Below are 13795 nucleotides of genomic sequence, written 5' to 3'. Positions count from 1 at the left end.
CGTGTTGCGCTATGTCGAGGAGCCGGAGAAGGTGCGGCTGGCGTTGTCGCCGATCCGGCGGCAACTGCTGGAGCTGCTGCGCGAGCCTGCGTCGGCGACCCAGCTCGCGGTGACACTGGAGTTGCCGCGGCAGCGAGTGAACTACCACCTGCGGGAGCTGGAGAAGGCCGGCCTGGTCGAGCTCGTCGAGGAGCGGCAGCGACGCGGATTCACCGAGCGGATCCTGCGCGCGTCCGCCGATCTCGTGGTCGATCCGGCCGTGATGGGTCGAGCGTTCACGCAGATCCAGGACCAGTTCGCCGCCGAGCACTTGATCGATGTCGCCGCCGGCACGGTTCGCGACGTGGCCCGGATGCAGAGTGCGGCCGATGCCGGGGGCAAGCGGCTGCTGACGTTCACCCTCGAGGCCGAGGTCCGCTTCGCCGAGCCCGCCGACGTCCACCGCTTCACCGACGCACTCACCGAGGCGGTCAGGCAGACCGTCGAACACTTCGACACCGACGGCGGCCGCCCGTACCGCCTGATCGCCGGCGGCCACCCCACGCCGCGCGAAGAGACCCAAGGAGAGACATGAAGATCGTGGTGACGGTGGCCGCTCCGGTGGAAGCGGTCTGGGACGCACTCCGGAACAAGGACAAGATCGTGCACTGGCACGGTTGGGAGTACGAAGGCGGTCTGGAGCAGGAGATCGACCTCATCTATTTCACCGGGGTGGCCGAGGACGGGACGACGCTGACGCTCGGGAACGGCGACGTCTTCGTCGTCGAGCCCGTCGAGGGCGGTTCACGGGTCACGCTGACCCGGGCGCCGCTGGGGGCGAACCCGGAATGGGACGCGTACTACGACGACGTCACCGAGGGCTGGATCACCTTCCTCCACCAGCTCGGCTTCTTCGTCGAGCAGCACCCGGACGACGAACGGCACACGCTCTTCTACTCCGGCACCGGAGCCGTCTCGCCCATCACCGAGCTGGGCATCGACGTCGAGTCGGCAGGTACGCCGTACCAGCTCGACCTGATCGGCGAGCAGGTGAAGGGCCAGGTCCGGTACGTCTCCGACCACCAGATCGGCCTCGCAGTAGATGCCTGGGGCAACGGTCTGCTGGTCCTCAGCTATCTCCCGCCCGGCGAGAAGAAGCCCGACGGGGCCACAATGGCGATCCTCAGCCTGTACGGCGATGTCGACCGCGACGAGCTGGACGGCCGCTGGAAGACGTGGTGGGAAGCGCGCTACCCCAACGGCCTCGACCTGACAGCCGGGTAACAAGGCGGAGAATAGTCGGCGCCAGCGGCCTAGCAGGTGTAGTTACCGGGAAGTATCCCTGCCGACGGTGATCAGTTTGATCATCGAACTCCGGCAAGAGAGGCCCTCCGGTGAAAACTCCGCCCCTTTCACTGTCCCTTCTGCTCCTCCTCCCCTTGACCGCCTTCGGCCTGGTCGCGACGCCTGCCCAGGCCGACGGTCCAGGATCGGGGCCGCCGTACGTCGTCACCCTCGGCGACTCCTACATCTCCGGCGAGGCCGGCCGCTGGGCCGGCAGCTCGAACAACTCCGAGGCGCCGGCCGACGCGCTCGGTGCGCACGCGTATCACGACAACGCGAGCGGTACCGCCGAACAGATCCCGAACTGCCACCGCAGCCGATCGGCAGAGGCCTACCTCGGCGGCGGGATCGGCGGGCTGAACCTGGCCTGCTCCGGCGCCCGCACGACGACTGCCACCGGCGACGACTTCAAGCCTGGCATCGACTTCTACGACGACGGCGCCGGACACCTCGGTCAGGCGAAGCTGCTGCAGCAGTTCGCGACCGGCCACAACGTCAAGCAGGTGGCCGTCTCGATCGGCGGCAACGACTTCAACTTCGCCGCGATCGTGACCCAATGCGTGCAGGACTTCCTGCTGTCGCCGTCGTGGTTCCCCGACTACTGCAAGGACGACTCGTCGGTGGTCAGCAATTTCACGGCCGCCAACGTCACCGCCGTACGCGCCAAGATCGCAACCGCGTTCCAGAACGTCCGCACCGCCATGCGTAACGCCGGGTACGCCGACACCGCGTGGACCCTGGTCGTGCAGACCTACCCGTCACCGATCCCGGCCGGCAGCGGATTCCGGTACGGGCAGAGCGGTTACACCCGGCAGAGCGTCGGCGGCTGCGGCTTCTGGAACGCCGACGCCGACTGGGCGAACAGCACCGCACTCCTCACCATCAACACCACCGTCCGCGCCGCGATCGGCCAGTCCGGCCTGACCAACACCCGCCTGCTCGAACTGCAGTCCGCCTTCAACGGCGGGCGTCTGTGCGAGAACACCGTCGGCCTGTACGAAGAAGTCGGCCTGACCTCCTGGACCCAGCCGGCCGCCGTCGACAAGACCGAATGGATCAACCAGATCCGCACGGTCACCACGATCGGCTCCAACTACTACATCCAGGAATCCATCCACCCCAACTACTGGGCCCAGCTCGCCCTCCGCTCCTGCCTCCGCCAGACCTACACCCAAAACCGCGGCGGCACCTGCACCATCGCGGGCACCGGCCTGGTGAACGGTGAGCCGCGAATGACCTTGAACTGAAGGCGATCCGGCCGCCGTACCCCTGGATGGGGTGCGGCGGCCGGATCTTTCAGGTTGCTAGCTCAGCTCAGGTTGAGGCCTGTGTCGTCGATGACGAACGAGGTCTGCAGGGAGCTGTCCTCGGTGCCGCTGAAGCTGATCGACACCGTCTGGCCGGCGAACGACGAGACGTTGAACGACTTGAGCGAGTAGCCGCTCGCCTTGTTCAGGTTCGAGTACGTCGCCAGTGTGGTCGAGCCCGCCTTCACCGTCAGCTTGTCGTACTGCGTAGTCGTGGTGGTCTCCGCAGAATCGATGTGCAGGTAGAAGGAGAGCGTCGCCGAGCAGCCCGCCGGAATCGCGACCGACTGGCTCAGCGTGTCGGTGTGGGTCGAGCCGTAACCGTCCAACCACGCCTTCCAGGTGCCGCCGTGGGCGGGCTGGGTGGTGTCGTTGTCGACCACTCCGGCCGAGGCCGTCCACGGCGTCGCCGTACCGGTCTCGAAGCCCGGGTTGCCGAGCTTCTGGCCGGAGCAGCTGCCACCGCCGCCGCTCACCGTGATCGTGAACGACGTGCTGCCGGATCCACCGGCACTCGCGGTCGCCGTCGCGGTGACGTTGAAGGTGCCGGAGGCGGTCGGGGTACCGGACACGGTCCCGGTGGAGGAACCGATCGTGATCCCGGCCGGCAGACCGGACGCGGACCAGGTGTACGGCGCGGTGCCGCCGGACGCGGTGATCGTGAACGGAGAGATCGCCGTACCGACCGTGCCGGTCTTGTTACCCGGGTTGGTGACCGTCACGCCGCCGCTGGTGCTGCAGGTCGGGTCGCCCGCCTGCGCCGGAACGCTGACCGCGTCCCACGCCGCCTTGACGGTGTTGAACTCGGTGCAGCTACCCGGGTACAGGTTCTTGGCCGCGGTGAGCGTCCAGGTCCGGTACTTCAGGTACGAGCTGCTGCTGGTCTTCATCAGCATCGCGTTGTACATGATCGTGATGGCCTTCTGAACCCCGAGACCTGTCACCGTCGAGCTGTTGCAGGTCGTGCTGGTGGGCTGCCCGTTGGTCGGGTTGGTGCCCTCGGCCACCAAGTAGAACCAGTGGTTGCCCGGTCCGGCCGACGCGTGCACCTCGCCACCCGGGATCGAGCTCGAGTAGCAGTTCGGGTCCCCCAGCGCCGACGGGTTGTACATGTTCCGGATCGGACCGCTGCCGACCAGGTTGACCTCCTCGCCGACCAGGAAGTCCGGCGGGTCGTACGCCGAGCCCTGGTTGCTGTACCACTCGGTGCTCGCACCGAACGTGTCGGCGACGAACTCCTGGGTGCCGCTGCCGGAGATACCGCCTGGGGTGTGGTCGTCGATGCCGTGGCCCATCTCGTGCGCCAGGACGTCGATCGAACCGATCCAGCCGCCGGCGGTGTTCTTGCCGATCTGGACCTGCGTGCCGTCGTAGTACGCGTTCTGGTCGTTCAGGCCGACGCGGATCGGCCAGGCGCCGCCGTTGCCGTCCATGCCGTTGCGACCGAGCCAGTCGGTCAGCATGTGCTTCTCGGTCTGCGCAGCGAACAGAGCATCGACGCAGCCGGTCTCACGGCTGGTGGCAACGCCGTTACCCCAGTTGTCGTCCGGACCGGAGAACGTGGTGTTGTTCGCCGCGTCCTGGCAGGACAGGTTGGTGATGGTCGGGTCTTTCATCGAGTACGTGCTGCCGGACAGCGCGGTGTCCAGGTGGAGCGGGTTCGGTCCGCTGTAGACCGCCGTACCGTTGCCGGCCATCACGTGCTCCTGGGTACCGAGCACCTTGCCGCTCTGGGCGTCGACGTACACGCTCAGGCTGGACGGCTCGCTGGCGCTGCGGCCGGTGACCCGGGACTGCCACGCCAGCTTCGGCGTGCCGTTGAGGGCGTAGACCGCCAGTGTCGGCGTGGTGGAGGAGTCGACCTTCTTCAGTTGCTTGGTCGCGGTTGCCTTGGCGGCCGCGGCGGTCACCTTGGCAGTGGTCGACAGTTCGGGTACGGCGGAGGTCTGGGCGACCGAGGTGGACTTCACGGCACCGTCGGAGTCAGTGACCACGACGAAGTCCCCGCCGATGACCGGGAGTCCCTTGTACGAACGCTCGTACGGGACGTACTGCAGACCGGACGGCTCGGAGATGACCGGCTTGGCGACGAACTGGTCGTTCTTGCCGGCATGCAGGGCCGTCGGCCGGTTCGCGACCAGTGTGGAGGCAGCCTGGGCGGCGAACGCCTTCGACTGCGCCTGCGTGGGCCGGGGAGGTGGTGCCGCACTCGGCGCGGCACCGGCCGCTGAGGTGCCGAGTCCGGCCAGAGCCGCTGCCGTGAGGCTGGTTACCGCAACGACGACGGCGGTCTTTCGGGAACGCTGAAACAAGACCATTGGTGTGGTCCCTTCAGGGAGATGGTGCTGGGCGGGTTCGCGTCTCGCCGGGCCGCCTGCGGTGCACCACATCCGCCACGACCTTCGGCCTATTCACCGGATTCCTGCGAAAATCCTCCGTTTCCATCGAATCCCGATGAATCGCGCGGACGGACACTATGCCCGCGTCAACCCCCGAGCAAGGCACTGCCCTGCCGTTGGCACGACTCAGACAACTGATCGCGTTGTCATTGCTACTAAGAGCTGACAAACCTCACCCCGCGGTGGACAGATCACCCCACGGCATGCGGCGCCGGGGGTGTGGGGTGCGGGGTTGGTCACGGTGGAGGATCGGCGGGTGGCCTGGACCAGGTGTGGGTGGCAGAATCACGCCGACGGGTAGGCCGGCCGGCTGGGGTGTGAGTGGAGACCGAATTCGCGCTGTCGCTCGGTTCGCAGCGCTGGACGCTGCCGGCCGGGAGCGACACGATCACGATCGGCCGCGCCTCGAACGCCGACGTTCGGCTACCGTCCGACGACCAGATCTCCCGGATCCACGCCCGCCTGAGCCGCACCGGCGACACCTGGACCCTCCACGACGAGTCCCGCAACGGCACCGGCCTCAACGGCCGCCGCCTGGCCGCCCCCACCCCCCTCACCAACAACGACCAAATCCACATCGGCCGCTCAGTCCTAACCTTCCACAACCCCACCACACCACCCCCCGGCCCCACCTCCGCCCTCTCCACCCCAGGACCCCTCTCGTCCCCCGGCACGCTGGACGAGCCGCCCGCACCCCCAGCCAGCCCACCCCCGCGCACTCCAGCTGATACAGCTCCTCCGGCTGAGCAGCCCGCGCACTCCGCTGGGCGGCACGCGCAGCCCGAGTCCACCTGGTCAGATGATTCAGCGGAGTCGGCCCCGGTTGCCCCGGAACCCGACAGCCCGTTCGCCCCAGCAGCCGCCGAGCCGATCCCGTTCGGCGACGACGTCGTACCAGGCCAGAGTGAGTTCACGATCGGGGAGGTGGACTCGCTGGAGACGTCCGCTCCGCCCGCCCCACCGGACATTCCGCCGCGAGTAGATGCCCCCAGCAACTTCCCGTTGTTCGCGGACGAGCAGGCAGACGAAGAAGCCTGGCGCTCGTCCCAGCCCGCGCAGATCCTCCAGCCCCAACCCGACTGGAACGAGTCAGCCAGCTGGCCAGACCCGACCCAACACCAGCACCCCGTCCGAGGCCGGACCGACGACGAGGACGAGGAGGTCGGCACAGTCCGCCTCCCCCGCGTACTGATCGTCGCCGGCGCCATCATCCTGCTGGGCCTGGTGATCAACCTGATCATCACGTTCTTCGCCGACGGTCCCGGCGGCGCGCTCCGCTGGCTAGTCCCGCCGGCGGTCGCGCTGATCACGGCGATGATCGTCGCCCTCATGGACGCCGCCGGACCGAACACCCGCGCCCCCGGCCGGTTCGACGTCTCGATCGTGATCGCGATCATCGTCGTACTGGCCGGCGTGGGCGTCGGCGGCTTCGCCCTGACGGCAGGTGTCGAGTACGTCGGCGGCTACCTCACCGGCAACGAATCCGGCCAGGACCGCCTGATCAAACCCGTCGCGGCGACCGGCGCCGGCTTCACCCTCACCGTCGAGAACGTCACGTACACAGGCCATTTCACGCGCGTCGAGATCGAGATGACGAACGCCGGTGAGCAGCCGGCAACCCTCCCCCTCACCAGCGCTGTCACCCTCGCAGCCGCCAACGGAACACCACTGCGCGCCGATCCGTCCCGCAGCGACTGGCCCGGCAAAGTCGCCCCCAAGGCCAGCGCCCACGGCACGATCACCTTCAAGGGCCACCTCCCCGACAGCGCCAAATCCGCCACCCTCACCCTGAAGTCCGGCACCACGACGCTGGCCATCCCCAACCTCACCCTCACCAACTGAACCCACGGTTCAACTACGCGCCGTCGGCAACGAAGCGTGCAGCTCGTCGCAACTTACATCGAAAATTGATATAGTTTCCGGCATGCCCCTGGACGTCGACCGCCTGACCACGGTGATCGAGGACTTCAACACGATCTTCATCCGGTTGCCGTCGGTCCGGCGGTTCAACTTCTCCACGCTGTCGGTGCTGCACACCCTGTCCCGCAAGGGCCCGCTCCGCTTGACCGACCTGCTCGCGACCGAGCAGCTCAAGCAACCAGCGCTCACCAGCCTGGTCACCAAGCTCGAGCAGGACGGCCTCCTTGAGCGCCGCCCCGACCCTGACGACGGCCGCGCGATGCTCATCTCGCTGACCCGCACCGGCCGGCAGATCGTCAGCTCCCGCCACGCCAACCGGATCGCGAAACTGACCGCTCTGGTCGACCAGCTCACCCCCGAGGAGCGCGCCGTACTCGCGGGCTCCGTCCAAGTACTCACCCGGCTGACCGAGCTCGCCGCCGACGAAACGTGAGGTCCGCATGCTGACCCCGACCCCCATCCACGTACCCGATGAGGTCCTCGACGACCTCCGCCGTCGGCTCACCGCCACCAAGTGGCCGCTCGACGTGGGTAACGAGGACGGCTACTACGGCGTACGTCGTACCCAGCTGCAAGCCCTCGTCGAGTACTGGGCCGACGGCTACGACTGGCGCGCCGCCGAACGCGCGATCAACGCCTACGACCACTACAAGCTCGACGTCAACGGCGTGCCCGTGCACTTCCTGCGCAAACAAGGCGTCGGGCCGAATCCGATCCCGCTGATCCTCAGCCACGGCTGGCCGTGGACGTTCTGGCACTGGTCGAAGGTGATCGACCAGCTCGCGGACCCGGCGTCGTACGGCGGGGACCCGGCCGACGCGTTCGACGTGATCGTGCCGTCGTTGCCTGGCTTCGGATTCTCCACACCGCTCACGAAGCAGCCGGACATGAACTTCTGGAAGATCGCCGACGTCTGGCACGAACTGATGACCGGCGTGCTCGGATTCGACCGGTATGCCGGGGGCGGCTGCGACGTCGGCGCACTGGTGACCGGCCAGCTCGGGCACAAGTACGCCGATGAGCTTTACGCGATCCACATCGGTTCGGGACTGAAGCTGACCATGTTCAACGGCGACCGCGGTTGGGACCTGAGCGGCGGCAACCCCATCCCGCCGAATCTTCCGCCGGTGATCCACGATCGGATCGTCGAGCTCGAACACCGCTTCGCCTCCCACCTGGCGACCCACGTACTGGATCCCAGCACGCTCGGATTCGGCCTCGCCGACTCACCGGCAGGCATGCTCGCGTGGATGCTCGAGCGCTGGCTCAAGTGGTCCGGGAGCGACAAGGCGTTCAGCGACGACGACCTGCTCACCCACGCGACGATCTACTGGGCCGGCAACGCGATCGACACCTCGATCCGCACGTACTCCAACAACAACCGCTACCCGTGGACACCCTCACACGACCGTACGCCGGTGATCGAGGCGCCGACCGGGATCACGTTCGTCGGCCACGAGGACCCACCCGGTGTCCACACCCCCGAGGAACGCATCGCGAACTTCCTCGCCGGCGACCGCGCCGCCTGGTACAACCACGTCAACCTGACCGCGCACCCCACCGGCGGCCATTTCATCCCCTGGGAACTCCCCACCGAGTGGACCCACGACCTCCGCCGCACCTTCCGCCCCTACCGCTGACCCTCAAGCTCCGCAATCCGCACACGAAGCCGCCGCGGCGTATACCAAACCTGGTTGATCAAAGCGAACACCGCACGCACCTGCGCATTCTCAGGCACAGCTCCCCGCCAAGCCGCCCGCGGCACGTCACTCCACTCCCGCTCCGGCACCGAGTACCTCGGCCTACGACACGGTCCCGTGGGGCATGCTATGGGCTCGGCGCTCTTCGCGGACCAGGTGGAGGCGGATCTGCTGCGCGATCGTGTCCGGTGCGTTCTGGTCGGGCGCGTGGTGATCGAGACCCGGCAGGATCGCGTAGTCGGCGGTGGGCACGATGCGGGCGAGCGTCGGGAGTACGCCGGTCAGCTGCGCGGGCGACTGCTCGCCGCCGAGAAGAAGGGTCCGTGACGCGATCTCGCCGTACCGGCCGGCGTCGGAGTCCAGCCGCGCGATCTCCGCGACCTCGTCCGGCACCGTCGGGAGCAGCTCACGCGCCTCGTGCCGGCGAACCATCCGCAACGCCGTTGCCCACAGCAACCGTCCGGCCGACTCCGTCCCCTTCAGGTACGTCGCCATCGCGGCCGCCGGTCGCCCTTCCCCCAACTGCCGGGTGAACGACGTCAACCACGAAGCATCGAACGACCCGTCGACACTCACCGTCGGCTCGTATGCGATCAGAGCGTCGACCGGCCAGCGCAGACCCACGTGCAGCGCCACCAACCCGCCGTACCCGTGCCCGAACACCATCCGCGCGCCGGTGTGCTCCATGACCGCCACAACATCGTCGACCTCGGACTCCACGCCGTACGACGATCCTCGCGCGCTACTCGCGCCGCGGCCCCGCCGCTCGACCACGTGGACCGCATGGGCGCCCGAGAGCCCGCGGGCCAGACCTTCGTACTGGTGAGCCCGCTGATTGGTCCCCGGAATCACCACGACCCCTGGCCCGGCGCCACGACTCAACACCTCGATACCCGCTGAGACACCCGCTGTGACGACTTCACGTCGCCAAGTAGTTCCGCCCATCCCACGACCCCCTTCTCCGTGGCCCCACCATCCCCGGCCCCGCTGGCACCCAACTGGCACCTCTCTGGCACAACCGATCAGGAGCCGAACTTCTGCCCGATTCCGAAATAGTCATTGACGGGAATATTCCGGCACGTGAATACTTCTGCCATGAACGTGATCGCCTCAGCCCTGGGAGACGACGCTCGCTGGCGCATCGTGGAGCTGCTGGCCGAGCGCCCGCGGTCCGTCGGCGAACTGGCCGAACTCACCGGCCTGCGCCAGCCACAGACCACCAAGCACCTGCAGACCCTCGCCCGCGCCGGCCTCGTCACGGTCTTCCCCCTCGGCCAGCGTCGCGTCTACGCGATCGAGACCGAGCCGCTCAAATCACTCGGCAACCGGCTGGCCGAGCTGGTGACGGCCGCCGAAGCTCACGCGGACGAACGCGACGTCATCGCCCGCTACCGCGCCGCCATCGAGACCGAATCCGCGACCGCGGACCGGGAGCGCTGGGCCGACGGACGGACCTTCGTGTTCGAGCGAGTCCTCGCCGTACCGCCGAAGGTCGTCTGGCGGCACTGGGTCGAGCCGGCCCTGCTCGCGTCCTGGTGGGCGCCACCGTCGATGACGATCACCGACTGCCTCGTCGAACCCAAGCCCGGCGGTCGCGTCGTCCTCGCGTACGCCGACAACGACGGCCGCCGCTATCACTCAAGGGGCCGGGTCCACTCGGCAACGGAGTCCGAACACCTCGTCTTCGACTTGTCCGTCCTGGGCACACCAGGCTCATTCACCGGCCATTACGACCTGAGCCTCACCACCGGCCCAGGCGGCACCCGGCTCCGACTGGAACTACGAATCACCGAAACCACCGTCGAAGCCGTCCCGTACATCGCCGGCATCGAGACCGGCTGGGGTCAGGTCCTCGACAATCTCACCGCTCGTATCACCAACAAAACAAGGGATGTACCGTCATGACACGCAAGGTCACCGCCAACCTCAGCCTCACCCTCGACGGCCGCTACAACGGTCCCGGCGGCGCCAACGATCTCGGCGCGATCGTCCCGTACGCGACCACCGACGTCGCCCGCGACCACCTGAGCCGCATTTGGGCCGACGCCACCACAGCAGTCCTCGGACGAGTCAATGCCGAAGGTTTCCTGGGCTTCTGGCCCTCGATCGCCGACGACCCCGCGGCCGACCCACGCGACCGCGGCTACGCCAAGTGGCTGCGCGACACCGACAAGATCGTCTTCTCCACCACCCTCACCGATGCACCCTGGGACCACACCCGCATCGTCAACGCACCCGTCACCGACGTCATCACCGACCTGAAATCCACACCCGGCGGAGACATCCTCGTCAACAGCAGCGCCAGCATCATCAAGCCCCTCCTCGCCGCCAACCTCCTGGACCGCCTCTACCTCCTCATCACCCCCGAAATCACCGGCACCGGCCACCACCTCTTCATAGACGGCCTCCCCGCCACCAAATGGACCCCCGCCTACCAAGAAGCCGGCAAACTAGGCGAACTGGCCCTCATCTACGACCGCACCCGCTGACCAGAACGCGGCCCGAAGCGTCAGGGATCCGTTAGCGCGGACGGGATTCACACCTGTGGCTCCGGTGCGATAGTCGTGGTCTCGAAGGGTTCGTGGTCCAGAAGATCGTGGGAGACGCAATGGTCGAGGGGCAGTACGACGCGATCGTCATTGGGACCAGTCAGGGTGGGCGGTTTTTGCCTGTGGAGTTGGCTCAGGCGGGGCTGCGGGTGGGGCTGGTGGAGCGCGGGGCGCTGGGTGGGGTTTGCGTTAATACCGGATGTACGCCGACGAAGACGATGGTTGCCAGTGCTCGGGTTGCTTACCAGGCTCGGCGTGGTGCGGAGTACGGCGTACGTACTGGGCCGGTGTCGGTTGATCTGGCGGCGGTGCGGGAGCGGAAGCGGGCGATGGTTGCCGGCGCTCGGGAGAACTACGCGAGTCGGTTGGCGCAGGACGGCCTGGAGCTGATCGAGGGCGAGGCGCGGTTCATCGGGCCGAAGACGGTCGAGATCGCGTTGACGAACGGCGGAACGCGGCGGATCAGCGCCGAGACGATCATCATCGACGCCGGGACTCGGCCCAAGCCGCTGGCGATTCCCGGGGCGGACGTCGTACCGGTGCTCGATTCGACGTCGATCATGGAGTTGGACGAACTGCCGGAGCATCTGATCGTGCTTGGTGGGGGCTACATCGGGCTGGAGTTCGGGCAGATGTTCCGCCGATTCGGTAGCGAGGTCACGATCGTCCAGAGTGCGGCCCGGTTGATGATGGCCGAGGACGAGGACGTCTCGGACGAGGTGGCGACCATCCTGCGCGAGGACGGCATCAGCGTGCTGACGTCCGCCGTACCGCTGCGGGTCGAGCAGGCCGGTGACGGCATCCGGTTGACTGTCCGCACGGAAGATGGTGATCAGCAGCTCGAGGGGTCGCACGTGTTGTCGGCGATCGGCCGCGTCCCCAACACGGACGCGCTCACGCCTGATGCGGCTGGGATCGTGCTCGACGAACGCGGGTTCGTCCAGGTCGACGAGTACCTGGAGACCAGCGTCCCCGGCGTGTACGCGATGGGCGATATCAAGGGCGGCCCGGCGTTCACGCACCTCTCGAACGACGACTACCGCATCCTGCGCGCCAACCTCATCACGCACGAGAAGGCCAGCACTCGCGACCGCGTCGTCCCGTACGCCGTCTTCATCGATCCCCAGCTGGGTCGAGCCGGCCTCACCGAACGCGAAGCCCGAGCCCAAGGCCGCTCGATCCGCGTCGCCAAACTCCCGATGAACGCCGTCATCCGCGCCCTCGAAACCGGTGAATCCCGAGGCTTCATGAAGGCCGTCATCGACGCCGAATCCGGCCAGATCTTAGGCTGCGCGGTCATCGGCACCGAGGGCGGCGAGATCATGACGATGATCCAGATAGCGATGCTGGGCAACCTTCCCTACACCACCCTGGCGACCGCGATCTTCACCCACCCGCTGCTGGCCGAAGGCCTCAACACCCTCTTCGCGCAACCAGCTGCCTGACCTGAAATCCCTTTGACTGTTGGGTCTCCGGTCGCGAGACTCGATGCCATGAGCAACCCGAATCGTTGAGGCCCGCCGGATGCTGCCCGGTCATTGACCGAGTCTGCAGCATCGGCGCTTCCGCACGCCCGCAAACGTTGGGCGGCCCAACGACAAAAGGCTTACTCATGAACTACCACAACTACCTGCTGGTCGCATTCAGCCTGCAGGAGCTGCGCAAGCTCGACCCCGAATCCGACCAGCACACCGACGAGCAGGTACGACGAAAGCCGCGCGCCCGCCGCCTCTTCAGCAGATCGCGACGCGCGACGGCACCCCGCACCGGACCCGTCAGAGTGGACTGATCAAGAAGAAGCCGGCGCCCGGTCACAATCGATCGGGTGCCGGCTGTGCGGGACAGCAGTCAGGCGATCCCGTAGACGAGACTCACGCGGCCGTCCGAGAGCTGTTCGACGTTCTGCAGCTCAAGTCCGTGACGTTGGTCCGTCGTCGCGAAGAGTGCCCTGCCGTCACCGGCGACCAACGGGTAGACGATCAGGCGGAGCTCGTCGACCAGTCCGGCATCCACGAGGCTCGCCGTAACGACTGGGCCGCCCATGAGGTAAATGTCCAGCCCCGCCTGGTCCTTGAGCACTTTGACCTCGTCGAGTCCGCGGATGAAGCGCGTCTTCGGCCACTGTGCCGAGGTCAACTTGTTGGACAGCACGTAGTGGGGAGTTTGCGCGGCAAACCGACCCCACTCGACCTCGGCCCGCGTCGGCACCTTGCCTGTCAGAGGGTGGAGCGCGTCCGGTGCATCCTGGATAGCAGTCCAGTACTGCTCGTAGCCCGGGTACATGCCTCCCCCGAGCAGACAGGTATCGATCTGCGAGGTCAATCCGTAGTCGTCGGACCAGGACTCGACCCAGTCCGCGATCCCTTCCGGCCCCTCGATCTTCCCGTCGACCGACATCTTCATCGCGGCAACAAGCTTCCGCATTCCCAACCTCCCGGTAGTGACAGCATCGACCGGCAGGTCCAAGGCATTCCTCAGCACCAGCCGGAGGCCGCCACCGTATTTCCCCCCGCCGTCAAACCGACTTCACCACCCCGTCTCCCCACATCCGCCCGCCCAAAGAACACCAGACCCACGCAGCTAGGTCGCGACAACCA

At 67.1% G+C, this 13795-nt stretch carries 13 protein-coding genes; 10 read left to right on the top strand and 3 right to left on the bottom strand.

What is annotated here, in order from left to right; all coding sequences use genetic code 11:
- Window position 1: 1 nt before the first annotated feature.
- The 3 genes from ACWF4Z_RS04180 to ACWF4Z_RS04170 all read left to right on the top strand — a co-directional run bounded on the left by ACWF4Z_RS04180 (window position 2) and on the right by ACWF4Z_RS04170 (window position 2570).
- Entirely contained in the window at window positions 2–574 is a 573-nt protein-coding gene (locus ACWF4Z_RS04180) for an ArsR/SmtB family transcription factor (protein WP_452241468.1), read from the top strand.
- Window positions 571–1263 carry an SRPBCC family protein gene (locus ACWF4Z_RS04175; RefSeq protein WP_452241467.1) on the top strand — a complete coding sequence of 231 codons (693 nt, stop codon included), beginning with the start codon at window positions 571–573 and terminating at the stop codon, window positions 1261–1263. The genes ACWF4Z_RS04180 and ACWF4Z_RS04175 overlap by 4 nt, the downstream gene beginning before the upstream one ends.
- 110 nt (window positions 1264–1373) lie before the next feature.
- Window positions 1374–2570 (top strand): hypothetical protein, encoded by a 1197-nt coding sequence (locus tag ACWF4Z_RS04170; protein WP_452241466.1) that lies wholly within the window; start codon window positions 1374–1376, stop codon window positions 2568–2570.
- Window positions 2571–2632: 62 nt separating this feature from the next.
- Here the strand turns inward: ACWF4Z_RS04170 and ACWF4Z_RS04165 are convergent, their stop codons facing one another.
- On the bottom strand, window positions 2633–4948 hold the full coding sequence (locus ACWF4Z_RS04165) for a M4 family metallopeptidase (RefSeq protein WP_452241465.1): 2316 nt from the start codon (window positions 4946–4948) through the stop codon (window positions 2633–2635).
- 402 nt (window positions 4949–5350) lie between these two features.
- Here ACWF4Z_RS04165 and ACWF4Z_RS04160 point away from each other — a divergent pair, with 402 nt between their 5' ends.
- The 3 genes from ACWF4Z_RS04160 (at window position 5351) to ACWF4Z_RS04150 (ending at window position 8589) form a co-directional block, all read left to right on the top strand.
- Window positions 5351–6871: an FHA domain-containing protein gene (locus ACWF4Z_RS04160; RefSeq protein WP_452241464.1), complete on the top strand. Its 1521-nt coding sequence runs from the start codon at window positions 5351–5353 to the stop codon at window positions 6869–6871.
- Window positions 6872–6953: 82 nt separating this feature from the next.
- Window positions 6954–7382 carry a MarR family winged helix-turn-helix transcriptional regulator gene (locus ACWF4Z_RS04155; RefSeq protein WP_452241463.1) on the top strand — a complete coding sequence of 143 codons (429 nt, stop codon included), beginning with the start codon at window positions 6954–6956 and terminating at the stop codon, window positions 7380–7382.
- Window positions 7383–7389: 7 nt separating this feature from the next.
- Window positions 7390–8589, top strand: coding sequence for an epoxide hydrolase family protein (locus tag ACWF4Z_RS04150; RefSeq protein ID WP_452241462.1), 1200 nt, complete (start codon window positions 7390–7392; stop codon window positions 8587–8589).
- A gap of 162 nt (window positions 8590–8751) precedes the next feature.
- Here the strand turns inward: ACWF4Z_RS04150 and ACWF4Z_RS04145 are convergent, their stop codons facing one another.
- Window positions 8752–9594 (bottom strand): alpha/beta fold hydrolase, encoded by an 843-nt coding sequence (locus ACWF4Z_RS04145; protein WP_452241461.1) that lies wholly within the window; start codon window positions 9592–9594, stop codon window positions 8752–8754.
- Between the two features lie 150 nt (window positions 9595–9744).
- Between ACWF4Z_RS04145 and ACWF4Z_RS04140 the strand changes: the two genes are divergently transcribed.
- The 4 genes from ACWF4Z_RS04140 (at window position 9745) to ACWF4Z_RS04125 (ending at window position 12987) form a co-directional block, all read left to right on the top strand.
- A complete protein-coding gene (locus ACWF4Z_RS04140) occupies window positions 9745–10554 on the top strand; it encodes a metalloregulator ArsR/SmtB family transcription factor (protein ID WP_452241460.1) in 810 nt (269 codons plus the stop codon).
- Complete coding sequence (locus ACWF4Z_RS04135) at window positions 10551–11138, top strand: dihydrofolate reductase family protein (RefSeq protein WP_452241459.1); 588 nt, start codon at window positions 10551–10553, stop codon at window positions 11136–11138. Before ACWF4Z_RS04140 ends, ACWF4Z_RS04135 begins: the two co-directional genes overlap by 4 nt.
- 119 nt (window positions 11139–11257) lie before the next feature.
- Window positions 11258–12643: a mercuric reductase gene (locus ACWF4Z_RS04130; protein WP_452241458.1), complete on the top strand. Its 1386-nt coding sequence runs from the start codon at window positions 11258–11260 to the stop codon at window positions 12641–12643.
- A 167-nt stretch (window positions 12644–12810) separates the two neighbouring features.
- Window positions 12811–12987: a hypothetical protein gene (locus tag ACWF4Z_RS04125; RefSeq protein ID WP_452241457.1), complete on the top strand. Its 177-nt coding sequence runs from the start codon at window positions 12811–12813 to the stop codon at window positions 12985–12987.
- A 59-nt stretch (window positions 12988–13046) separates the two neighbouring features.
- Here the strand turns inward: ACWF4Z_RS04125 and ACWF4Z_RS04120 are convergent, their stop codons facing one another.
- On the bottom strand, window positions 13047–13622 hold the full coding sequence (locus ACWF4Z_RS04120) for a dihydrofolate reductase family protein (RefSeq protein WP_452241456.1): 576 nt from the start codon (window positions 13620–13622) through the stop codon (window positions 13047–13049).
- Between the last annotated feature and the right edge of the window lie 173 nt (window positions 13623–13795).

This window comes from Kribbella sp. NPDC055071, assembly GCF_053608045.1.
Note: the sequence above shows the minus strand (reverse complement) of the source record. Positions and strands in the feature narration are given on the sequence as shown.